The following is a 21769-nucleotide window of genomic DNA, read 5'->3' as shown; positions in this document are numbered from 1 at the left end:
GGAAGTGGGGAGGATCGAGGATTCAGTCCCTATTTCCGCGCTGGCAGACCGAATGCGCGGACGGCATTCGGCGGTGACTGCTCAATGCCAGCATTCCTTAACTGGCAGATGGCTACTTATACAAAACTTCATAAAGTTGTACAAGGAAGTAATTATTTGTAATTTTGTATAACTTTTCAGGCGCTGACGTTGTCTGTCGCGGCACGGCTCAAGGCCACGCTGATGGTGTTGCGGCCCTTGTGTTTAGCGGTGTAGAGCGCTTTATCGGCATCGTCCAGCCAGTCCAGTGCATCCTTGTACAAGGGCTGATGCCGCGCAAGACCGATACTCAGGCCCACTCGCAACTCTGGCACCTGCGGATGACGATACTGCTGCAATGCCTCGCGCAATTGCTCCATCAGGGCTTCGGCCTTGTGCAGCGGCAGTGTCGGCAGGATCACGCAGAACTCGTCACCGCCGTAGCGTCCGGCCAGTTCGTATTGATCGAGCAGGCGTTTGAGGTCGTGACTCAATTGCCGCAGCACCTCATCGCCGACGATGTGCCCGAAGCTGTCGTTGATCTCCTTGAAGTGATCAATGTCGATCAACGCCAGCGTGGCTTGGGTGTTGTGTTGGCGACATTGCTGAAATTTCAGGTGCAGCAGGTCTTTCCAGGCACCGTGGTTGAGCAGGCCGGTGAGGCTGTCGGTACGGCTGAGGGCACTGAGTGTGCGTTTGTGTTGGGAGAGCTTGATCGCCAGGCGATAACAGACCATGCCCAGCGCCAGCGGATACAGGGTGAGCATCGGCAGGCAGGCCCAGATTTGCGCCTGCGTCATTGTCAGGCTGAACTTGACGCCAAAGATCGTCCAGCCCAACAACACACCGGCGAGTTGGGCGAGTGCGCCGAACACGAACAAGCGGTGTCCGCCAGCGGCGACGTTGTTCATGGTCATCATCGACAGGATGGTCACGGTGGTCAGCGGACTGAACTGAAAACTCGCCGCCCAGAATCCCCCGCACAGCGAGTCATACAACAGGTTGCGGCGTTCCGCCTGATACGGGAATGCCGAGCGAGTAGACATCTGATAAGCCAGATGTGGCCAGGCGAAGCCGTTGAACAACAGCAGCCCCCAGACCCAGACGGGCATGTTCAGCGGATACAACGCAGCACCGACGCTGAAGAAACCGACCCCCAGACCAATGGCTCGGGGCAGGTAAATACGTCTGGCGAATGACAAGCCTTTGCCGCGTTGGTTTTCCATGGTGCCCTGCGCGAAATTCATCCTGAAATACTTTGCAGTATATTTCTTCAGGCCAACCGTTCGTCGGTCGATTGTCGGACATTGTCATTTATTCCAACGGGAATAATCAGTGTCCTTCCGAGCCATTAATCGGTGACTCACGCAGGAGAAGAGCGATTTAGAGCTGATAGCAGGCCAGAAACATCTCCAGCGCCGATTCGGCGACGAGGGTCTGCATGTCGACATCGAGGGCAGCACGGCCCATCGACATCTGTGGCCAGAAGCCAAAGGTCTTGAGCAAGCCTTGCACTTGATGGGCGGCAAACTCCGGGTCGACCGGTTTCAATCGACCATCGGCCTGTGCGGCGCGAATCCACACGGTCAGGCCTTCTTCTCGCTCGCCCATACGCTCGACCATGTTCTGCGCGCGCTCCGGCGAGTGAATGGTCGCGGCAATCGCCACCCGGGCCAGGGTCAGAAAATTCTCGTCAGCCATCAACTGCACTTTGGCCTGCAGCATTTTCAATAGCTGCTCGCGCAACGGCTGATCGCGGCTGTAGGTCACGGCTTGCTCGGCGCTGATTCGTGCCCACAACTGGTTGAGAATCTCGGCGAACAACTCTTCTTTGCTGGGGAAATGGTTGTACACCGTACGCTTCGACACACCGGCGGTGGCCGCAATCTTGTCCATGCTGGTGATCTCGAAACCGTTCGCACGGAATTCGGCAATCGCCGCCTGAATAATGGCTTCGCGTTTACGGTCGGTGAGGCGCTGTGGAGCTGTCATAAGTACGCTTCGGCAGAGAAAAGGTGAAATTACACTTGGCAGTTTACTTGTCATCCGCTTTGATGCAACCTAGAAACTACACCGGTCAGTGTAATGTTGCGTTAATCCGCGCAGCCTAAAAACCAGACAGTTCGGCCTATGCGTGCAGCTTTGGCCATTTATCGTCCCACCGTGGAAAAACCGCGAATTGCGCGGTTTTTCTGGAGTCATTCAGTCATGGCCAATCCAGTTTCGATCCCGGATCACGCATCCACGCCTGAAGCCTCGCGGCAGCACCAGGGGCTGTTTCGCAACCACGCACCCGTGCAACGCGAAGGTCTGCGCAAAATGCTGCGGATCATGTGGAACATGATTTTCCACAAACCGCGCAATACCCGGCCCGCCGCGCCGATCCCGGTGCAAACGTTGACCCGTGAAGCGCTGATGGCGGCGCCCAACCATAGCGTCTATCGCCTCGGCCACTCGACCCTGCTGCTGAAGCTGCGCGACAAATTCTTCATCACCGACCCGGTCTTCGCCGAGCGCGCATCGCCGGTGCAGTGGGCCGGCCCGAAACGCTTCCATCAGCCACCAATCAGCATCGACCAGTTGCCGCCGATCGAAGCGGTGATCCTGTCGCACAACCACTACGACCACCTCGATTACCAGGCCGTGCTCAGACTGGCCGCCAAGACCAACCTGTTCCTGACCCCGCTGGGCGTCGGCGACACCCTGATCAAATGGGGTATCGATGCCAGTAAAGTCCGTCAGTACGATTGGTGGCAGGGCGCCGAGATTGCCGGCATCCGCTTCGTCGCCACACCGTCGCAACACTTTTCCGGCCGTGGCCTGTTCGACGGCAACAGCACGCTGTGGGCATCTTGGGTGATGATCGACGGCGACACGCGGATCTTCTTCAGCGGCGACAGCGGCTACTTCGACGGCTTCAAACGCATCGGCGAACAATACGGCCCGTTCGACCTGACCCTGATGGAAACCGGCGCCTACAACGTCGAATGGCCGCACGTGCACATGCAGCCCGAAGAAACCTTGCAAGCGCACATCGACCTCAAGGGCCACTGGCTCTTCCCGATCCACAACGGCACCTTCGACCTGGCGATGCACGCCTGGCATGAGCCGTTCGACCGGATTCTGGCACTGGCGTGGGAACGCAGTGTTTCAATTACCACGCCGCGGATGGGTGAGGCGTTTAACATCGCTCAACCGCAACGCGGTGAGGCGTGGTGGTTGGCGGTTGAAGGGGAGAGTGAGGCGGTGGTGCGAAGCGCTTGATAGCTCGCCCAGTTCGCCCCTTCGGGGGCGATTGTCTTACTCAGCCATCGCAAAATCCCCACGCCCCACCGACTCCAATGGCGCACCCTGAACACTCGCACTACGCCCCGGCGCAAACCCGGGAAAGAACACCAGCCCCTGCGCCTCGAACCGGTAAGCCAGCGCCAGTCGCGCCGCATCCGCCACGTCCTGCTGCGCTTCAAACCGTTGAATGTCTTCAACCGAAACCTCAGCTTCCCGCGATAGCTGTTCCACGCTCCAGCCCAGCATTGCTCGGGCCTGGACGCAGTGCGTCGGGGTGAACTGGAAAAGGGCAATGCGTTCGAGGATGTGGTTCATCGCAAGAGAGGCCATGGTGTGCTCCGGGCTCAAGAGTGCTGATTGAAAATATACTGTGTTTTTGTACAGTTGTTTTCGGCCGGGATCAAACGCATTTTTTGATTTGCCCTAATTCGCCGCCTCCAACCAGACGGACGGTGCCTGACCGAGAATCCGCCGGAACATCGTCGAGAACGCCGCCGGGCTCTCGTAGCCGAAGTCCAGCGCGATTCGCGTCACCGCTTCACCCGAGGCCAGTCGCGCCAGCGCCAGGACCACGCAGGCCTGCTGCCGCCAGTGCCTGAAGCTCAATCCGGTCTGTTGCCGAAACATCCTGTTGAAGGTGCGCAAGCTTATGTGTAACTGCTCGGCCCACTGTTGTGGAGATTGATGGGCGTACGGCTGATGCAGAAAGTTCTGACACAGAGACAGGAGTTTTCCGTCAGTCGGCAGCGGAATGTGCAACGGCAGCGGCGCACTGCGCGCCAGTTCATGCAGCAACAGATCGATCAACACGCCATCCCGCCCGCCCAAGTCATAGGCCAGCGGCACTTCCACCGCTTCCATCAGTAAATGCCGCATCAAAGGCGAAACACTAATCACCTGGCAGTGCTCACCCAACTCCACCACGCCCGGCTCGATGTACAAACTGCGAGTACTGACCCCGAGCATCAACACCTCATGCGCCACCCCCGGCGGAATCCACACCGCCCGCTGCGGTGGCACCACCCAGTTGCCGTCATGGGTGCTGACCTGCATCACGCCGGTCGCGCCGTACAACAACTGCGCCCGCCGATGCGTATGAATAGGCAGTAGGTGACCGTGGGAATAATCGGTGCCGATCGCCACCACTGGGCGTGGCGTGTCATCCAGCTGTTTGATCGAAACATTGCGCATCAGGCGTTTCTCGGTGGTTGGCGTAAACGCAAACAGTATTGGCTGACTTGCTGAGGCAGGCCAGGCAATGCCGCTCTATCGTCGACGGCTCTCCCTCCAAGGACGTCTCGACATGTTCTATTTACTGCTGACTCTCTTCGGCTGCCTGACCGGCATCACTGCCGTGCTGTTCGGCTTCGGTGGCGGCTTTGTGGCTGTACCGCTGCTGTATCGCATGCTCACCGCCAGCCACGGCGCCGACGACCCGATCGGCCAATCGGCGATGCACATCGCCGTCGCCACTTCGACCTGTGTGATGATCGTCAACGCCCTGATCGCCACCGACAAACACCGCCGCGCCGGCAATCTCATCCGTCATTACCTGTGGCCGTTGGCAGGGTTTATCGGATTGGGTGCGATCGTTGGCGCAATAGCCGCGGTTTGGGTCAGTGGCGAAGTGATTCGCTACGCATTCATCGGCTACCTCGGCGTGACCATCGTCGACTGCCTGCTGCGCCGCGGCTTTCTCACTCAGAACGCAGACGTCATCCCACGCCGACTTGGCGCTATGGAAACCTCCGCAGGTGGTGTAGGCATCGGCGCCATTGCGACGTTTCTCGGTGTAGGAGGCAGCGTCATGACCGTGCCGCTGTTGCGCCGTTGTGGACTGAGCATGTCGCAAGCGACATCCATGGCCAATCCGCTGAGCCTGCCGGTAGCAGTGGCGGGAACGCTGACGTACATGGCGTTGGCCGGGTTTAGCGAGACGGATCTGGGGGCGTGGTTTATCGGGTATGTGGATTTGCTCGCGTTTGCGGTGCTGACGCTTGGCTCGCTCATCGGGATTCGCTTGGCCGCGCCATGGATCGGGCGGATACCGGATCGGGTGCATGCCTGGGTTTATATTGGATTGTTGATTATCGTGCTGCTGTGTATTTCGCTTAAATGAACCATTGCCAGGCTACAGCGCAAGCAACCAGAATCGATAACTGAACGCTGTCCTCCAGCAATAACCAGAGAACCAGGATGTTGATCTTCAATTGCACCGAAGCCGCCAGCAAGTTTTTCAGCCGTGTTCACAAAGGCAAAAAGATTACGCCGGTGGATACTAATCCGCCGTCCGCAATCATCGAAGATGATGAGTCGAACGGCGCTGACGAACAGTGGCTGGTGCACGCGATAACGGTACAACGCAAGCATGTGTTACTGGTCATTCACGTCAAAACCCGCTATTGCCTGATTTTCGCTGATGCGAAAAAGGCTGACACGGAAGACTTTGTTGATCGATTTGTGGATCGTTGGGTCAAGGGGATAGTGATCAACGCACATCATCATGACCTCGGGCAGTGGCTTAACCCTGAGTTGATGTTGGCGCGTCTGAAACAGACTTGTGAGCATCAACGGTTCTATCGACGTAGCCATCGCAGCGCGCAAAAACACATTGATGAGATTGCATGGATTTTCCAGGACAAGGTCGCCCATACGGGATCTTTGCCACCGGATGAAATCACAGCGATGGTATTTGACGAGCAAATGAATGACACGCCGAGGAACAGCAAGGGCGCCAAGTCTTACTATTTTCCGAATGAGGAAATGGCGCTTCACTGGCTGCGTCATTATTGCTTTCTGGATGACGTCCAGTTTCATGCTGCCAAGGAGCGTCGCAAACAAATGGTTCGGGAAATTGCTGCCCTCGAGCGCGAAGCCTGGCTTAAAAAGTACGAGCAAGAAAACTCGAATAGTTAAGCGACCCCCCGCCATAATCCGCAGCGTATTTTTCAGCGCCGGCGCCTGTGTGCCGACGCGCCCAACGACTCCTTCAAGGATTGATTCATGCTCAAGGGACTGATGCGCCTGGCACCGTGCGCCGCTGTACTGTTCTCACTGATTTCCACTGTACATGCCGAAGATGGCCGGCGTGTGTTCACCGGTACGCTGGGCAAGACCGCGATTGTCGTGGAGCTCAACACCACGCAGCCGGACGAAGTGACTGGGCGTTATTTCTACGAGAAGTATCATCGCGACCTGCCTCTCAGCGGCGCGTTGCAGGACAGCACACTAACCCTGACCGAGGGCAACAATCGTTACGGCGACGACAAGCCGCTGCCTACGCTGAAGCTGGAAGAAACTGGCGACGGTTGGCAGGGCGAGTGGCAAAGTCCGCAGGGCAAAAAGCTGTCAGTGCAACTCACCGAGGCCAAAGCTCCGACGCCTGGCGCTAACACGCTGCCAATCATCGCCGCGCTACCGAGCGGCGAGTTATACGAATACTTGCGAGTGCAGGGGCTCAAACTCAAAGAGACAAAGAAAGACACCTTCATGGGCTATACCCTGCAATGGTGGACAGAGCCCGAATCGAAAATTGCCCTCTTCAGTGTGGAATCCGGTTTGCCGAAAGATGACCTGCAGCGGGTCAATCAGCAATTGCTGGGGCGGCTCTGGCTTGAAGTCATCCGTTATCACAGTTGCCAATTGAGTGGCGGAGAGAACGTCGATTTCATGCAACAGGCAGAACCCAAAATGATCTCGCCAGCCGTGGTCAGCCTGAACATCTCGACCAGCTATTACTGCGGCGGCGCGCATCCGGACTTTGGCGATTCTCCGCTCAACATCGATGTGAAAACCGGACACCCATTGTCACTCGAAGATGTGCTGTGGGTCGGAGAAGATAAACCGCTGCTACATGCCGAACGTGACAGCCTGGGCGACAAACCGCTGAGCGAGGCCGAAAGTGACGCGCGCTATCAGTATGTCAGCAAAGAGTTGGTACCTTGGGTGATCAAGCAATTCACCGCCCTGTACCCCACAGAAATGAAGACACCGACGGGAGATGACGACTGCAACTTCCAGGATGAGAGCATCTGGGGGACTTCACCTTGGTACTTCACCGAGAAGGGCTTGTACCTCGGTGCTTACTTCGCTCGCGTGCAACGCTCTTGCGACAGGCCCGATTGGTCGATCCTGCCGTACTCCCTCGTCAAACAACACCCCGGCGCCGTCAAACTGCAACTGCCCCAAGGCTAACCGTCACTCCAGGCCCGGCGCTTCACGAATAATGAAGTGATCCAGGTTCTCGATATTGGCATTGAAGACCTCGAAAGGCTTTTCGGGGTTCTTCTTGCCGGGCACCTGCTTCAACTCCGGCGTCACCCCATAGAAGAAACAGAACAACGCCTTGTCGCTATCCACCGCGTGCTTGATCTCCTCCAGAAACGCCTTGCGCTTGCGGTAGTTGTCGATCAGCTTCTTGTTCAGATAAACGCTGACCGGATACGGCTTCTTCTTACTGTCCTCGGGCTTCTTGAACCAGACCTTGTCCTCGAAATCGATACGAAAACTGGCACTGTGGAAGTCCTCGATCTTCTTGATCCGCCCCCAGTAAATCAGCCCCTTGTTGTCCGTCAGATACTCAATCTTCTTGAAGAACGAACTGTACGGCGCCGAATGTTCACCGACTTTCAACGGCATGCGCTTAAGCAACTCCTTGTCGGCGAAGTTGGAAACAAAACACTCCACCGGATGCGCAAACACACTGGTCTTGTCCGGTGCCGATTCACGACTCGCCGACTCTTTACCACTGTCCGCCGCCACCCGCACCGGATCATCGCGCAACACATCCGCCGCCCCCGCTGGCGCGACAGGCTTGCGCACATACTCACGCCGCGTCAGCAACAACTCTGATGGGAAGTGGTCCTCGCGTCCGTCATCCACCTCACCATCCGCCGTCTCAACGCCAGACGCTGAAGCCTTCACACTCACATACGGACAACCCGGCACATGCTGCGTAGTGGGCAAATTCTTGAAGTGCGGCGTGCGCACGTAATTCACGTTCTTGGCGTTGAACGTACCCAACTCATTGGAAACCTCGAACGCCGAACGACAGGCATCGTTGGGGCACTGGAAGTGCTCCTTCGCCGAGTCGAACGCCATCGTCTCATCGAAATTGAGATCGCGAACGTCATAGATCGACAACTTGTCGTCGAGGCTGAGGCAGTAGGCGAGATCGAATTTCATGGTGGGGCTCGGATCCTTGAGTGGGGGAGGGGTATTAATAGCGGGAGGCGGCGCGGGTTGCACTGATTGTTTTCAGGATGATGCGGGATTTGTGGGAGCCAGCCTGCTGGCTAGTTGGTGGTATCAACTGAATACCGAATCCAGACACCCACTCAGCAGCAAAAACTCTCCAAGTCACAGAGTTTTATTTTTCTGGAATCAGCCTTTTTACCCTTTGATAAAGCGAAGCTGTAAACGCCACGCGATCATTCGAATGGTGACAACGACGATGGCAATTCGGACAAAGTGCTACAGCGTTTGAGACTTGATCCGAACCTTTATCTGCAAGTGGTTTGACATGGTGGACTTCTAGAAACGGCAGATCATGCATTTGAAACGGAGCCGGGTCGCCACAGCCTTCGCAATGCGCCTCAGCTTCATTTCGAACCCAGGCTCTAACCTCGGGATCGCGTACGTAAACCGTGCGAGTACTCGACGCTTTCTTCGGTTTCTTTATGCCTTTCGGCGGCTCTTTTATGTGCTTCTTCTGAATTGCAGCGGCGCGACGCTCTAGTGTTTCTTCGTCGGCTGTTGGAATAGCAGGGTCGCCCGGCTGGAAGCCGCGATTTGTGAGAGCTGTTTGAATTAACTGCTCAACATTCGAACCAACGTTTTTCGCCGGTTTGTAACCCTTAATGGGTTTCCGATCCATCGTCGTCAGGACTCTGGAAATGTTCTGCATTCGGAATTCGACTGAGCCTTTTGTGCGAGTCAACAAGGCTGATGCGCGTAGTTCGCGATTCTCATGTGCCTTGTTGAATTTTTGGCCCGCGAGCTCTAGGTCAAGCATTCTGAGATAGGTGTCAACCGCTGCCTCAATCTCAGCAACAGTCCAGTCAGTGTCTTTTTTCTTGTCGCTCATAAAATCGCCGAGGGTTGAAAACCCTCGGACGATACTGAGTGGCCATTACGGCTGTCTAGGAAAATTCCTACAGAGGTTAGCGACAGTTCTTGCAAGTGATCTTACAAGCACGGCACCTAGCCCATCAGATGCTTCGAAGACTGAAACACCTCCGCAGCCTTCCGCCACCAAGGCTTGGTGACAGTTACTCGCTGATGAGTCTGATCCTGCAATAGATACGGCATATCTCGTAGCCGTATCCAGCTTTCATCCTGCCAATGCAACAGACTCACCGTCATTTCAGGCCATTTCAAAAAACTCAGCATAGGCAGAACCGAATTTTCCGAGGACGCAGCATCGCGTAAGGCTGGAACCACCTGATGGGTCAGCCATTCACGCAAAAGCCGATTCCCTGGGACGTAGTGATACACCAACAGCGCATACACGCCTGACTCACTGAGCATCAGTTGCTTTTCAGGTTGCCGGTGATACTCAATCCACAGAAAACGATGCTGATCCTTGTCCAGTTTGCTGACCATTCGATCACTGAGATGGACGCCCATCAAACGACCAATATCGCGGGCGCAAAACCATGGCTGACCTTCGAGGAGGAGGGCGTGAAGAGAGAGCTTGTGCAGAGTGAAGACAGTCGAACTGTGCGGTTCAGACATGGTGGGCCTCCAGTGCTGGAAGCATGTAGATGATGTTGAGGTTGAAGCAGATTTCCTTCGTGCCGAAGGAGAAATTTTTAGGCATATCCATTTACCTCTGTGTGATGTCAGCTTTCTTAAGGCTGGGTGCCGGGAGCTAAGAAACCCCACACAGAGGGCCGGACATATTCCCCTTTCGGGTCTTGTATTCGCCCACTCCCGGCATAACAGAGTTTTTGATGCGCACGGGGAAACCGTAGGCACAAAAAGCCGCTACTGTCGGGTGCGGTCAGTCCGCTGCGTGAGGTGTTTCTTAGGCACCAGCTACAGAGATTATGGTGTGATAAGACCGTGGTCAATGCAGATACCACTCTTCGGAAAAATCCTTAAAAAATAAAGATTTTTCGTACGGTTACTTTTTACGGCGCTTTAAAAATTGCTCATGCAATAGCTTGGTGTGTCTCATTTAGTATTGAAGATATTTTTTCAATAATGTCTGAAAATAGATGTTTGTGTGTGATTGATATGCTACTGCAAAACATGAAAATTGCATGATCTTTGGTTACTCCAAGTAACTTTGCGACCTCATGGAATTCTTTGTGTTTCCCTGCTCGTATTCCCGAATCTATTATTTGTGTCAGCTCAATTTTGTCAGTGCCTGAAATTGTTGCTAGCGTATCAGGAGTTTCTTTGCATTTTTGCATTATCCACAATTCTGGCCAGGTATTTCCTGGCAAATATTCTGTTTTGGTTTTGAACCACGTATCAAAATTTTTGTCAGCTTTTTCGGATGTTCTCAGGGCAAGATTTTTGTTGTTTGTTTCTTTGGCTCTTTGGTCACCGTCAAAAACTACGAGTGTTTTTTCAGTGTTAGCTCGGCGATGCAGCGCGGCCAGTTGAATGCAAAGAGCAGTAGCTGAGCCGATAGGTTCTATGTTGATTCTCGAGCGGATGCTGCTGGGGGTCACATTAGAAATAAGCGCCTGAGCGATAACATCTTCGACAAAAACATCTACTTCGCTTGTTTTTTCGGCACTCAATTTTGAGAAGGCGTACTCGGCGGATACACCCATTTTTGCTGTTGTTTGAACGCCATTTTTTTCAATGAAAAATCTTGCATCATAAGGAAGGCACTCAAATATTTCTTTCGAGTGGGTAGTGCAAATTACTTGGATTTTTCTTTCCAAACATACGCTTTTCAATTCATTAATAAAGCGTTTTTGCGCTTCGATGTGTAGCCCCAACTCGATTTCGTCAATTACGAATAATGCGCCATCAGGGCAGCTGAATATGGTTGAGAAAATTTCAAATAAAGCATTTTCTCCCGCCCCCATATTGAAGCCTGAAAATGAAATTCCAGACGACTTTGCGAGTGGTAATCTATATTTTGAATGAGACGTGAGCCGGAACTCTTCATAGTCCTTATTTAGAATGCGACCAACTATTTCTTTTACCGAGTTTTCCCACCCTTTTGGGCCAGTGCTGAGAAAGCGTCTTTTATAACTTCTCGATTGGCTCTTTTCACTGTGTGGGACTATTCGCTCTATTCCGATGAAAACACAATTTCGATCGACGCGTGAAGCATAGTCGCTCCATTTGCCACCTTTGTTTTTACGTCGAACTTGCGTGCCGATTCGTTTGGCTTCTTTGTTTGTGCTAGTTATTCTCCAATTATCGTGCGCAAAATCAAAAACTATAGTTATTCCTTCAGGTGATACTTCTTCACTGTGCTGGATAAAGAAGTCGGCAAAGGTATAGTAGGGGCGCTGTCTGTTAGATGCCTTGAATCCATCTTTTTTATTGTGATAGGCGCAGCATGCAAGTGCTAGAATAGTAGATTTTCCACACCCATTTTTTCCCGCGATGCAAATAAGTGGAAAGCTTATCGGTAGTTCTAGTTTTGAAACGCCTCTGATGTTGCCTTGGTATACGTGTATGCGCCGGAGATGTGTGTGAGTGAAGTCGTTAATAAACCACTTACGTAGTTTTCTATCTTTTTCGCTTTCGCTGTACTTCACTTTTCAGATCCCCAGTGGCCACAGTTAAAGTTTTTAAATTATATAATTAGTATTGGCAATGGTTTTATAGAAGATACTGGCACATTGATTTTATGTCTAGTTTGAGGTGTTTCTTAAGCATAAAAAAGGGGTGCTACCTAGTGGTAGCACCCCTTTAGTCATGATGGGGAAGGATCAATCCCAGCTCAACGCCCCACCAGTCTGATACTCAATAACCCGCGTCTCAAAGAAATTCTTCTCTTTCTTCAAGTCCATAATCTCGCTCATCCAAGGGAACGGGTTAGTCGTCCCTGGATATTCCTCTTTAAGACCGATCTGCGACAAACGACGGTTAGCGATGAACTTCAGGTAGTCCTCCATCATCGCTGCGTTCATGCCCAGTACGCCGCGAGGCATGGTGTCACGTGCGTATTCGATCTCCAGCTGCGTACCCTGCAGGATCATCTGGGTCGCTTCTTCCTTCATTTCGGCATCCCACAGGTGTGGGTTTTCGATTTTGATCTGGTTGATCACGTCGATGCCGAAGTTCAGGTGCATGGATTCGTCGCGCAGGATGTATTGGAACTGCTCGGCGACGCCGGTCATTTTGTTGCGGCGGCCCATGGAGAGGATTTGGGTGAAGCCGCAGTAGAAGAAGATGCCTTCCAGAACGCAGTAGTAGGCGATCAGGTTGCGCAGCAGTTCTTTGTCGGTGTCCGGGGTGCCGGTTTCGAACTTCGGATCGGAGATCGAACGGGTGTATTTCAGGCCCCAGGCTGCCTTTTTCGCGACCGATGGGATCTCGTGGTACATGTTGAAGATTTCGCCTTCATCCATGGCCAGCGATTCGATGCAGTACTGGTAGGCGTGGGTGTGGATCGCCTCTTCGAAGGCTTGGCGCAGGATGTACTGGCGGCATTCAGGGTTGGTGATCAGGCGGTACACGGCCAGTACCAGGTTGTTGGCAACCAGGGAGTCGGCGGTGGAGAAGAAGCCGAGGTTGCGCATGACGATGCGGCGCTCGTCGTCGGTCAGGCCTTCCGGATCTTTCCAGAGGGCGATGTCGGCGGTCATGTTGACTTCTTGCGGCATCCAGTGGTTTGCGCAACCGTCCAGGTATTTCTGCCAGGCCCAGTCGTACTTGAATGGCACGAGTTGGTTAAGGTCGGCGCGGCAGTTGATCATGCGCTTTTCGTCAACGGCGACACGGGCGGAGGCGCCTTCGAGTTCGGCGAGGCCTTCGGCGACGTCGAGGGAGTTCAGTGCAGCCTTGGCGCGGGCCACGGCGGCCGAGTCGGCGGCGGTGACGGCGCGGGCTTCGAGTGCCGCGGCGCCGCCGGCGTTGTCGAGGCGGTCCATGTTGGCTTCAGTAGCGTGGCCGGCGTTGGCGCCTTTCACGGTTGCTACTTCACTGTCTTCTTTGTCGAATTCGTCCCAGCTCAGCATGACGTGTCGTCTCCTGCGTGAGGGCCTGTCGCCCGTGTGAAACCTGATTGGTTGGTTTTTCACACGGTCGTACAGACCGCGTTGGATCTAAAGGAATCGTTCTTTGCAGCAGCTAAACGCAGGCATCAAACAGAATTTTGTACGGGTTTCCGAGAGCCTCTGACGGGCGCAGATCACGTTGAGCGCGACTGCGGGGCTTCAGAATGGCTTTTGATCCCTGTAAGGGAATATTGCTGACCCGATTAGGGCGGCATTATAGGGAAAAAAACACGGCTGTGCTGAGGCGAATCCCCGCATGAAGCGGTCGAGGAGGCTGGTTTTTCGATGAGAGCGTGGGTTTACAGGGCTTTGCCGGGGATAGATTTTTTTTCGCAAAAATCTCGCAAATGTGGAATCGCTCAAAAAACGAACAAAAATTCACGTTTTTTACTACATCTAGTGTTTTGCAAGCACTTTTGACGACTCCAGACACAACTGAGCCCGACCGAAGCCGGGCTGGAATCGACCCTCAATGAAGCGCTGAGAGATCCGATTCGGTGCAGTCTCGAATCATCAATTGGTGCAGCCGTTACCCATCACGCTGTAGCGCAGGATGTGGCGCTGACCCTTGGAGTCGTCGTACTCCATTTTTGCCGGTACTACTTCGCAGACGTTCGGAATTTCACTCATCGATACAACGTTGGCGATGTCCAGATGGGTGGAGTAAGTGTATTCCTCGATCACTGGTTGTTGCTGTGCGACATCAGTCGGGACCTCGTCTGCCATGGCGGTTGCGCACAGACTGCTGAGGGCCAGAACCAATAAAGCTTTCATTTCAAATTTACCTTTTTGAGGTCGAGTGGGGTCACGCAACCTTTTTAGGGTTGCGTGTGGAACTTCATCGTTTGCAGTTATTACTTGAGAGCTGGATTAACGGCCTTCGTGGGGGCTGTAACGTTGTTAATCGCGTTTGCCTTGTCGGCGAGGTGAATTTTAGGGAGAAGGGGCGGGGGTAAACAGAGCGGGTTTTGATAAACACCTTTGGCAGATTTGGTAACAATCCCCGAAATAACCCCTGTAGGAGCTGCCGAAGGCTGCGATCTTTTGACTTTGATTTCTAGAGGCAAGATCAAAAGATCGCAGCCTTCGGCAGCTCCTACACGGGGCGCGGCTGGTGGGCGAGGGCTTGTTACTACCATCGTCGAATGGTTCTATGGCCCCCGCCCCGTTACAACAGGGTCATACAAAAACAACTATTACACCGAGGTAGGAAAGATGAGTGCGGCTTCTCTGTATCCCGTTCGTCCCGAGGTTCTGGCTAACACGCTGACTGACGAGGCGACCTACAAAGCCATGTACCAGCAGTCGGTCGTCAATCCTGACGGCTTCTGGCGCGAGCAAGCCAAGCGTCTCGACTGGATCAAGCCTTTCACCACGGTGAAGCAGACGTCGTTCGACGATCACCATGTCGACATCAAGTGGTTTGCCGACGGCACCCTGAACGTTTCCTACAACTGCCTCGACCGTCATCTGGCCGAGCGCGGCGATCAAGTCGCGATCATCTGGGAAGGCGACGATCCTTCCGAAAGCCGCAACATCACCTACCGCGAACTGCACGAACAAGTGTGCAAACTGGCCAACGCCCTGCGTGGTCAGGACGTGCACCGCGGCGACGTGGTGACCATTTATATGCCGATGATTCCCGAAGCCGTGGTCGCCATGCTGGCCTGTACCCGGATCGGCGCGATTCACTCGGTAGTGTTCGGCGGTTTCTCGCCGGAAGCCTTGGCCGGTCGCATCATCGACTGCCGTTCGAAAGTGGTGATTACCGCTGACGAAGGCATCCGTGCCGGCAAGAAGATTTCCCTCAAGGCCAACGTCGACGACGCACTGACCAACCCGGAAACCAGCAGCATCCAGAAAGTCATTGTGTGCAAGCGCACCGGTGGCGACATCAAGTGGAACCAGCATCGCGACATCTGGTACGAAGACCTGATGAAAGTGGCGGGCACCGTGTGCGCGCCGAAAGAGATGGGCGCGGAAGAAGCGCTGTTCATCCTTTATACCTCCGGCTCGACCGGCAAACCGAAGGGCGTGCAGCACACCACCGGCGGTTATCTGCTGTATGCGGCGATGACCCACGAGCGCGTGTTCGACTACCGCCCCGGCGAAATCTACTGGTGCACTGCCGACGTCGGCTGGGTCACCGGCCACAGCTATATCGTCTACGGCCCGTTGGCCAATGGCGCGACCACGCTGCTGTTCGAAGGCGTGCCGAACTATCCGGACATCACCCGGGTGGCGAAGATCGTCGACAAGCACAAGGTCAACATCCTCTACACCGCACCGACTGCGATCCGCGCGATGATGGCCTCGGGTCAGGCGGCGGTTGAAGGTGCGGATGGCAGCAGCCTGCGTTTGCTCGGGTCGGTCGGTGAGCCGATCAACCCGGAAGCCTGGGATTGGTACTACAAGAATGTCGGCAAGTCGCGTTGCCCGATCGTCGATACCTGGTGGCAGACCGAGACTGGCGGCAACATGATGAGCCCGCTGCCGGGTGCGCACGCGCTGAAGCCGGGTTCGGCGGCGCGGCCGTTCTTCGGTGTGGTGCCGGCGCTGGTCGACAACCTCGGTAACATCATCGAGGGCGAGGCTGAAGGCAATCTGGTGATTCTCGATTCGTGGCCAGGTCAGGCGCGTACGTTGTATGGCGACCATGACCGTTTCGTTGATACCTACTTCAAGACTTTCCGTGGCATGTACTTCACTGGTGACGGCGCGCGTCGTGATGCCGATGGTTACTACTGGATCACCGGGCGTGTCGATGACGTGCTCAACGTGTCCGGGCACCGTATGGGCACGGCGGAGATCGAGAGCGCGATGGTTGCGCACCCGAAAGTTGCCGAGGCGGCGGTGGTTGGGGTGCCGCACGACATCAAAGGGCAGGGCATTTATGTTTATGTCACGTTGAAGAATGGCGAAGAGCCGACCGAGCAGTTGCGTCTGGAACTGAAGAACTGGGTGCGCAAGGAGATCGGGCCGATTGCTTCGCCGGACGTAATCCAGTGGGCGCCGGGGCTGCCGAAGACGCGCTCGGGCAAGATCATGCGCCGCATTCTGCGCAAGATTGCCACGGCGGAATACGATGGCTTGGGGGATATCTCGACCCTGGCGGATCCGGGTGTGGTGCAGCATTTGATTGATACGCACAAGACCATGAATGTGGCTTAAGTAGCGGGTCTGAAAAGAAAGCCCTGTCCGGTGTATGCCGGGTGGGGCTTTTTTGTGTCTGCAGGTTTTGTGGTGGCAGGGCGGGCCTCTTCGCGAGCAGGCTCGCTCCCACAGTTTGACCGGGTTTCTTCAGATGATCGTTCCCACGCTCTGCGTGGGAATGCCTCCCTCGACGCTCTGCGTCGGCTCCTGGGACGCGGAGCGTCCTTTGCTGCATTCCCACGCGGAGCGTGGGAACGATCGGCGGTCAATAATTATCGATCTGTGCCGTAAGACATTTCCCCCTGTTACCCGCGGCCCTCCACGTAACCGAATGTGTAACCTCCCGCCCCGGAGCGGGGCAAAGGGAAACGCATCGCCCCGTTTTAGAGCCTTAAAACCTGCGGTGAAAAATAAGACACAACGCTGCGCTTGCCGGATTAGAAGGGTTTGCGAATAATAGGCCCGCAATTTGCAGCATAGATCGGTTCACAATCGTGCGCTCTTGCATGAATTTGCAGGGCTGTCAATGTGCCAAAGTCGCTTTCTCTGTGCATCTGTAATTAGTTGTCGCATTGAAGAAATATCGGCTTCGGGCCTGTCGTTAGAATGCCGATCACTCGCTCATCGTGGCTGACGTTGAAATCTCTGACGGTTTCAATGGGAAATTTCCCACCGATGCAGCAACCGATTTCCCGATTCACCCATTCGCATATTGGGCTGTCGCTCACTCTGCCGTTTTTGCCCTTTACCGATGGAGTCCCAAGATGAAGAAACTTGTGCTGCTTGGCGCCCTGGCACTGTCCTCCGTGCTGTCGCTGAATTCCTTCGCTGATGAAAAACCTCTGAAGATCGGTATCGAAGCGGCGTACCCTCCGTTCGCCTCGAAAGCGCCGGATGGCAGCATCGTCGGTTTTGACTACGACATCGGCAACGCTCTGTGCGAGCAGATGCAGGTCAAGTGTGTGTGGGTCGAGCAAGAGTTCGACGGTCTGATCCCGGCACTGAAAGTGCGCAAGATCGACGCGATCCTGTCGTCGATGTCGATCACCGAAGACCGCAAGAAGTCGGTCGACTTCACCAACAAGTACTACAACACCCCGGCACGTCTGGTCATGAAGGCCGGTACTCAGGTCAGCGAAAACCTGAGCGAGCTGAAGGGTAAAAACATCGGCGTGCAACGTGGTTCGATCCACGAGCGTTTCGCTCGCGAAGTTCTCGCGCCACTGGGTGCCGAGATCAAGCCGTACGGTTCGCAGAACGAAATCTACCTCGACGTGGCCGCCGGTCGCCTCGACGGTACCGTGGCTGACGCCACCCTGCTGCAAGACGGCTTCCTGAACACCGACGCCGGCAAAGGCTTCGCGTTCGCCGGCCCGGCGTTCACCGACGTCAAATACTTCGGCGACGGCGTAGGCATCGCAGTACGTAAAGGCGACGCGCTGAAAGACAAGATCAACGCGGCCATCGCGGCCATCCGCGAAAACGGCAAATACAAGGCAATCCAGGACAAGTACTTCGCCTTCGATATCTACGGCAAGTAACACGTCTCTGCGACAAGTCCGAAATGGCGCAAGCAACAGGATCTCTGCGGTTTGCGCCATTTTTTCATCCCAACTTTCGAGGACCTGAATCATGTTGAAAGGCTACGGGGCTGTCATCCTCGATGGCGCATGGCTGACGCTTCAGCTCGCCTTGTCGTCCATGGCTCTGGCCATCGTTCTCGGGCTGATCGGTGTCGCGTTGCGCCTGTCGCCGGTGCGCTGGCTGGCCTGGCTGGGCGATCTGTATTCCACGGTGATCCGCGGGATTCCCGATCTGGTGCTGATCCTGCTGATCTTCTACGGCGGCCAGGATTTGCTCAACCGTGTGGCGCCGATGCTTGGCTACGACGACTACATCGATTTGAATCCGCTGGCCGCCGGTATCGGCACCCTCGGTTTCATCTTCGGTGCTTACCTGTCGGAAACCTTCCGTGGCGCCTTCATGGCCATCCCGAAAGGTCAGGCCGAGGCGGGCATGGCGTACGGCATGAGCAGTTTTCAGGTGTTTTTCCGGGTGATGGTGCCGCAGATGATTCGTCTGGCGATTCCGGGCTTCACCAACAACTGGCTGGTACTGACCAAGGCCACCGCGCTGATTTCCGTGGTCGGTCTGCAAGACATGATGTTCAAGGCCAAGCAGGCGGCAGATGCCACTCGCGAGCCTTTCACCTTCTTCCTCGCAGTGGCGGCGATGTACCTGGTGATCACCAGTGTCTCGTTGCTGGCGCTGCGTCACCTTGAGAAGCGCTACTCGGTAGGCGTAAGGGCGGCTGATCTATGATCTTCGACTACAACGTCATTTGGGAGGCCCTGCCGCTGTACCTTGGCGGCCTGGTGACCACCCTCAAATTGCTCGCGCTGTCGCTGTTTTTCGGTTTGCTCGCGGCCTTGCCGCTGGGGCTGATGCGCGTCTCCAAGAACCCGGTCGTCAACGGCGCCGCGTGGCTGTACACCTACGTGATTCGCGGTACGCCGATGCTGGTGCAACTGTTCCTGATCTACTACGGTCTGGCGCAGTTTGAAGCGGTACGTGAAAGCTTCTTGTGGCCGTGGCTGTCCAGCGCAACGTTCTGTGCGTGCCTGGCGTTCGCGATCAACACCAGCGCCTACACCGCGGAGATCATCGCCGGCAGCCTCAAGGCCACGCCGAACGGTGAGATCGAAGCGGCCAAGGCCATGGGCATGTCGCGCTTCAAACTGTACAAGCGCATCCTGCTGCCATCGGCCCTGCGCCGGGCACTGCCGCAGTACAGCAACGAAGTGATCATGATGCTGCAGACCACCAGTCTGGCGTCCATCGTGACGTTGATCGACATCACCGGCGCGGCACGTACCGTCAACGCGCAGTTCTATCTGCCATTCGAGGCGTACATCACCGCCGGCGTGTTCTATCTGTGCCTGACCTTCATTCTGGTCAAGCTGTTCAAACTGGCCGAGCGTCGCTGGTTGAGCTACCTCGCGCCGCGGAAGCACTGATATGGAACGCATCGACCACGTATTGCCGTGGAGCCATCTGGGCAGCGAGCGCAAGATTTCGGTTTTCCGCTTCGGCAGTGGCGAGCGCAAGGCCTACATTCAGGCCAGCCTGCACGCTGACGAATTGCCGGGCATGCGCACCGCCTGGGAGCTGAAAAAGCGCCTCGGCGAACTCGAAGCCAAGGGCTTGCTCAACGGTGTCATCGAACTGGTGCCGGTGGCCAATCCGTTGGGTCTTGGGCAATTGCTGCAAGGCAATCATCAAGGCCGTTTCGAAGCGGGCAGCGGCAAGAATTTCAACCGTGATTTCGTTGAGCTGAGCGCGCCGGTTGCGGCCGCATTGGCTGACAGCCTCGGTGATGATCCGCACGCCAATGTGCGCCTGATTCGTCAGGCCATGGCCGATCATCTGGCGGCATTGCCGCCAGCGAGCAGCCAGTTGCAAGGCATGCAGCGTGTGTTGCTCAGCCATGCCTGCACCGCCGATGTGGTGCTCGATCTGCATTGCGATGCCGAAGCCGCGCTGCACATGTATGCGTTGCCGCAGCACTGGCCGCAGTGGCGTTCGCTGGCTGCGCATCTGAACGTGAAGGTGGGTTTGCTGGCGGAAGATTCCGGCGGCAGTTCGTTCGATGAAGCCTGCTCGTTGCCGTGGTTGCGTTTGTCGCGGCAGTTCCCCGATGCGCAGATTCCACTGGCGTGTCTGGCGACCACGATTGAGCTGGGCGGTCAGGCCGACACGGGTCGCGCCGAAGCCTGCGCGTATGCTGAAGGCATTCTTGCGTTCCTCGCCGAGCAAGGTTTGATTACTGGCGAGTGGCCGAACCCGGCGCACGAAGCCTGCGAAGGCATGCCGTTCGAGGGCACCGAGTTGCTGCTCGCACCGCACCCTGGCGTCGTAAGTTTTCTGCGCAAGCCCGGCGAATGGGTCGAGGCCGGTGACGAGATTTTTGAAGTGATTGATCCTGTGTCCGATCGGGTCAGCACGGTGTGTGCTGGTACCTCCGGGGTGCTGTTTGCCATTGAACGGCTGCGTTATGCCCAACCCGGTTTCTGGCTGGCCAAGGTGGCGGGGCGCGAAGCGCTGCGTCACGGGCGCTTGCTCAACGACTGACTGACTGTTTTTGTGAGAACCGACCGCATGTACAAACTTGAAGTCCAAGACCTGCATAAACGCTATGGCAGTCACGAAGTGCTCAAGGGCGTGTCCCTGAAAGCGGCAGCCGGCGATGTGATCAGCATCATCGGCTCCAGTGGCTCCGGCAAAAGTACTTTCCTGCGCTGCATCAACCTGCTCGAGCAGCCGCACGCGGGCAAGATCCTGCTCAACAACGAAGAGCTGAAGCTGGTAGCGAACAAGGACGGCGCGCTGAAGGCCGCTGATCCGAAACAGCTGCAGCGCATGCGTTCGCGCCTGTCGATGGTGTTCCAGCATTTCAACCTGTGGTCGCACATGACCGCGCTGGAAAACATCATGGAAGCGCCGGTGCACGTACTCGGCGTGTCCAAGGCCGAAGCCCGCGAGAAAGCCGAGCACTACCTGAACAAGGTCGGTGTGGCGCATCGTAAGGATGCTTTCCCTGGGCACATGTCCGGTGGCGAGCAGCAGCGTGTGGCAATTGCCCGTGCGCTGGCGATGGAGCCGGAGGTGATGCTGTTCGACGAGCCGACTTCGGCCCTCGACCCGGAATTGGTTGGCGACGTGCTGAAGGTCATGCAAGCGCTGGCGCAGGAAGGTCGCACCATGGTCGTGGTCACGCACGAAATGGGTTTTGCCCGTGAAGTGTCGAACCAGTTGGTGTTCCTGCACAAAGGTGTGGTGGAAGAAAGCGGCAACCCGCGCGAAGTGCTGGTCAATCCGCAATCGGAGCGTTTGCAGCAGTTCCTGTCGGGTAGCCTCAAGTAATCAGAGCTGCCGATATGCACCGGAATAGTGCATGCTTCGCAGCCTGATGGCTGGCTACAATCCCCCTGTAGGAGCTGCCGCAGGCTGCGATCTTTTGACTTTGCTTTCAAGATCAAAAGATCGCAGCCTCGTTTCACTCGACAGCTCCTACGGGTGATCCGCGTCAGACTCAAGATTTGTGTTCATTTCCG

Annotated in this window: 20 protein-coding genes; 10 read left to right on the top strand and 10 right to left on the bottom strand. The window is 55.7% G+C overall.

The window, feature by feature from the left end; genetic code table 11:
- Window positions 1-176: 176 nt before the first annotated feature.
- Together P3G59_RS21935 and P3G59_RS21930 are read right to left on the bottom strand one after the other, a co-directional pair.
- On the bottom strand, window positions 177-1244 hold the full coding sequence (locus tag P3G59_RS21935) for a diguanylate cyclase (protein ID WP_277762192.1): 1068 nt from the start codon (window positions 1242-1244) through the stop codon (window positions 177-179).
- A gap of 157 nt (window positions 1245-1401) precedes the next feature.
- Window positions 1402-2010, bottom strand: a complete 609-nt coding sequence (locus P3G59_RS21930; RefSeq protein ID WP_277758933.1) for a TetR/AcrR family transcriptional regulator — start codon at window positions 2008-2010, stop codon at window positions 1402-1404.
- A 216-nt stretch (window positions 2011-2226) separates the two neighbouring features.
- Between P3G59_RS21930 and P3G59_RS21925 the strand changes: the two genes are divergently transcribed.
- Window positions 2227-3282: an MBL fold metallo-hydrolase gene (locus tag P3G59_RS21925; protein ID WP_277758932.1), complete on the top strand. Its 1056-nt coding sequence runs from the start codon at window positions 2227-2229 to the stop codon at window positions 3280-3282.
- Window positions 3283-3318: 36 nt separating this feature from the next.
- Here the strand turns inward: P3G59_RS21925 and P3G59_RS21920 are convergent, their stop codons facing one another.
- Together P3G59_RS21920 and P3G59_RS21915 are read right to left on the bottom strand one after the other, a co-directional pair.
- Window positions 3319-3636: an XRE family transcriptional regulator gene (locus tag P3G59_RS21920; RefSeq protein ID WP_277758931.1), complete on the bottom strand. Its 318-nt coding sequence runs from the start codon at window positions 3634-3636 to the stop codon at window positions 3319-3321.
- Window positions 3637-3729: 93 nt separating this feature from the next.
- Complete coding sequence (locus P3G59_RS21915) at window positions 3730-4497, bottom strand: helix-turn-helix transcriptional regulator (RefSeq protein WP_277758930.1); 768 nt, start codon at window positions 4495-4497, stop codon at window positions 3730-3732.
- 112 nt (window positions 4498-4609) lie between these two features.
- Here P3G59_RS21915 and P3G59_RS21910 point away from each other — a divergent pair, with 112 nt between their 5' ends.
- The 3 genes from P3G59_RS21910 (at window position 4610) to P3G59_RS21900 (ending at window position 7500) form a co-directional block, all read left to right on the top strand.
- Window positions 4610-5425: a sulfite exporter TauE/SafE family protein gene (locus tag P3G59_RS21910; protein WP_277758929.1), complete on the top strand. Its 816-nt coding sequence runs from the start codon at window positions 4610-4612 to the stop codon at window positions 5423-5425.
- A 77-nt stretch (window positions 5426-5502) separates the two neighbouring features.
- Window positions 5503-6222 carry a hypothetical protein gene (locus tag P3G59_RS21905; protein ID WP_277758928.1) on the top strand — a complete coding sequence of 240 codons (720 nt, stop codon included), beginning with the start codon at window positions 5503-5505 and terminating at the stop codon, window positions 6220-6222.
- Between the two features lie 87 nt (window positions 6223-6309).
- Window positions 6310-7500, top strand: a complete 1191-nt coding sequence (locus P3G59_RS21900) for a hypothetical protein (protein WP_277758927.1) — start codon at window positions 6310-6312, stop codon at window positions 7498-7500.
- A 3-nt stretch (window positions 7501-7503) separates the two neighbouring features.
- On the opposite strand, the gene P3G59_RS21895 is transcribed toward P3G59_RS21900, so the two are convergent.
- From P3G59_RS21895 to P3G59_RS21870, 6 genes are all read right to left on the bottom strand, one after another.
- Complete coding sequence (locus P3G59_RS21895) at window positions 7504-8490, bottom strand: hypothetical protein (RefSeq protein ID WP_277758926.1); 987 nt, start codon at window positions 8488-8490, stop codon at window positions 7504-7506.
- Between the two features lie 184 nt (window positions 8491-8674).
- Window positions 8675-9391 carry an HNH endonuclease signature motif containing protein gene (locus tag P3G59_RS21890; RefSeq protein WP_277758925.1) on the bottom strand — a complete coding sequence of 239 codons (717 nt, stop codon included), beginning with the start codon at window positions 9389-9391 and terminating at the stop codon, window positions 8675-8677.
- Between the two features lie 116 nt (window positions 9392-9507).
- On the bottom strand, window positions 9508-10041 hold the full coding sequence (locus P3G59_RS21885) for a Bro-N domain-containing protein (protein ID WP_277758924.1): 534 nt from the start codon (window positions 10039-10041) through the stop codon (window positions 9508-9510).
- 419 nt (window positions 10042-10460) lie between these two features.
- Complete coding sequence (locus tag P3G59_RS21880) at window positions 10461-12038, bottom strand: AAA family ATPase (protein WP_277758923.1); 1578 nt, start codon at window positions 12036-12038, stop codon at window positions 10461-10463.
- A gap of 174 nt (window positions 12039-12212) precedes the next feature.
- On the bottom strand, window positions 12213-13463 hold the full coding sequence (locus P3G59_RS21875) for a ribonucleotide-diphosphate reductase subunit beta (protein WP_103304059.1): 1251 nt from the start codon (window positions 13461-13463) through the stop codon (window positions 12213-12215).
- Window positions 13464-14015: 552 nt separating this feature from the next.
- Complete coding sequence (locus P3G59_RS21870; protein ID WP_008084846.1) at window positions 14016-14276, bottom strand: DUF2790 domain-containing protein; 261 nt, start codon at window positions 14274-14276, stop codon at window positions 14016-14018.
- A 441-nt stretch (window positions 14277-14717) separates the two neighbouring features.
- Here P3G59_RS21870 and acs point away from each other — a divergent pair, with 441 nt between their 5' ends.
- From acs to P3G59_RS21840, 6 genes are all read left to right on the top strand, one after another.
- Window positions 14718-16673 (top strand): acetate--CoA ligase, encoded by a 1956-nt coding sequence (acs, locus tag P3G59_RS21865; RefSeq protein ID WP_277758922.1) that lies wholly within the window; start codon window positions 14718-14720, stop codon window positions 16671-16673.
- A gap of 746 nt (window positions 16674-17419) precedes the next feature.
- Window positions 17420-18196 (top strand): ABC transporter substrate-binding protein, encoded by a 777-nt coding sequence (locus tag P3G59_RS21860; protein WP_277758921.1) that lies wholly within the window; start codon window positions 17420-17422, stop codon window positions 18194-18196.
- A 91-nt stretch (window positions 18197-18287) separates the two neighbouring features.
- Complete coding sequence (locus P3G59_RS21855) at window positions 18288-18977, top strand: ABC transporter permease (RefSeq protein WP_016773583.1); 690 nt, start codon at window positions 18288-18290, stop codon at window positions 18975-18977.
- Entirely contained in the window at window positions 18974-19672 is a 699-nt protein-coding gene (locus P3G59_RS21850) for an ABC transporter permease (RefSeq protein ID WP_277758920.1), read from the top strand. Before P3G59_RS21855 ends, P3G59_RS21850 begins: the two co-directional genes overlap by 4 nt.
- A gap of 1 nt (window position 19673) precedes the next feature.
- Window positions 19674-20786, top strand: a complete 1113-nt coding sequence (locus P3G59_RS21845; protein WP_277758919.1) for a M14 family metallopeptidase — start codon at window positions 19674-19676, stop codon at window positions 20784-20786.
- 27 nt (window positions 20787-20813) lie between these two features.
- Window positions 20814-21578 (top strand): ATP-binding cassette domain-containing protein, encoded by a 765-nt coding sequence (locus P3G59_RS21840; RefSeq protein WP_003227281.1) that lies wholly within the window; start codon window positions 20814-20816, stop codon window positions 21576-21578.
- Window positions 21579-21769 lie beyond the last annotated feature (191 nt).

It is taken from the genome of Pseudomonas sp. A34-9, assembly GCF_029543085.1.
Lineage (GTDB): Bacteria > Pseudomonadota > Gammaproteobacteria > Pseudomonadales > Pseudomonadaceae > Aquipseudomonas.
The sequence above is the reverse complement of the archived record's forward strand: the minus strand, read 5'-3'. Positions and strand labels throughout refer to the sequence as shown.

Coding starts and splice junctions, on each gene's coding strand:
- P3G59_RS21895 (WP_277758926.1), bottom strand. CDS start 8,490: ATGAAATTCGATCTCGCCTACTGCCTCAGCCTCGACGACAAGTTGTCG.
- P3G59_RS21900 (WP_277758927.1), top strand. CDS start 6,310: ATGCTCAAGGGACTGATGCGCCTGGCACCGTGCGCCGCTGTACTGTTC.
- acs (WP_277758922.1), top strand. CDS start 14,718: ATGAGTGCGGCTTCTCTGTATCCCGTTCGTCCCGAGGTTCTGGCTAAC.
- P3G59_RS21925 (WP_277758932.1), top strand. CDS start 2,227: ATGGCCAATCCAGTTTCGATCCCGGATCACGCATCCACGCCTGAAGCC.
- P3G59_RS21910 (WP_277758929.1), top strand. CDS start 4,610: ATGTTCTATTTACTGCTGACTCTCTTCGGCTGCCTGACCGGCATCACT.
- P3G59_RS21870 (WP_008084846.1), bottom strand. CDS start 14,276: ATGAAAGCTTTATTGGTTCTGGCCCTCAGCAGTCTGTGCGCAACCGCC.
- P3G59_RS21860 (WP_277758921.1), top strand. CDS start 17,420: ATGAAGAAACTTGTGCTGCTTGGCGCCCTGGCACTGTCCTCCGTGCTG.
- P3G59_RS21930 (WP_277758933.1), bottom strand. CDS start 2,010: ATGACAGCTCCACAGCGCCTCACCGACCGTAAACGCGAAGCCATTATT.
- P3G59_RS21905 (WP_277758928.1), top strand. CDS start 5,503: ATGTTGATCTTCAATTGCACCGAAGCCGCCAGCAAGTTTTTCAGCCGT.
- P3G59_RS21855 (WP_016773583.1), top strand. CDS start 18,288: ATGTTGAAAGGCTACGGGGCTGTCATCCTCGATGGCGCATGGCTGACG.
- P3G59_RS21915 (WP_277758930.1), bottom strand. CDS start 4,497: ATGCGCAATGTTTCGATCAAACAGCTGGATGACACGCCACGCCCAGTG.
- P3G59_RS21850 (WP_277758920.1), top strand. CDS start 18,974: ATGATCTTCGACTACAACGTCATTTGGGAGGCCCTGCCGCTGTACCTT.
- P3G59_RS21920 (WP_277758931.1), bottom strand. CDS start 3,636: ATGGCCTCTCTTGCGATGAACCACATCCTCGAACGCATTGCCCTTTTC.
- P3G59_RS21935 (WP_277762192.1), bottom strand. CDS start 1,244: ATGGAAAACCAACGCGGCAAAGGCTTGTCATTCGCCAGACGTATTTAC.
- P3G59_RS21840 (WP_003227281.1), top strand. CDS start 20,814: ATGTACAAACTTGAAGTCCAAGACCTGCATAAACGCTATGGCAGTCAC.
- P3G59_RS21885 (WP_277758924.1), bottom strand. CDS start 10,041: ATGTCTGAACCGCACAGTTCGACTGTCTTCACTCTGCACAAGCTCTCT.
- P3G59_RS21890 (WP_277758925.1), bottom strand. CDS start 9,391: ATGAGCGACAAGAAAAAAGACACTGACTGGACTGTTGCTGAGATTGAG.
- P3G59_RS21845 (WP_277758919.1), top strand. CDS start 19,674: ATGGAACGCATCGACCACGTATTGCCGTGGAGCCATCTGGGCAGCGAG.
- P3G59_RS21875 (WP_103304059.1), bottom strand. CDS start 13,463: ATGCTGAGCTGGGACGAATTCGACAAAGAAGACAGTGAAGTAGCAACC.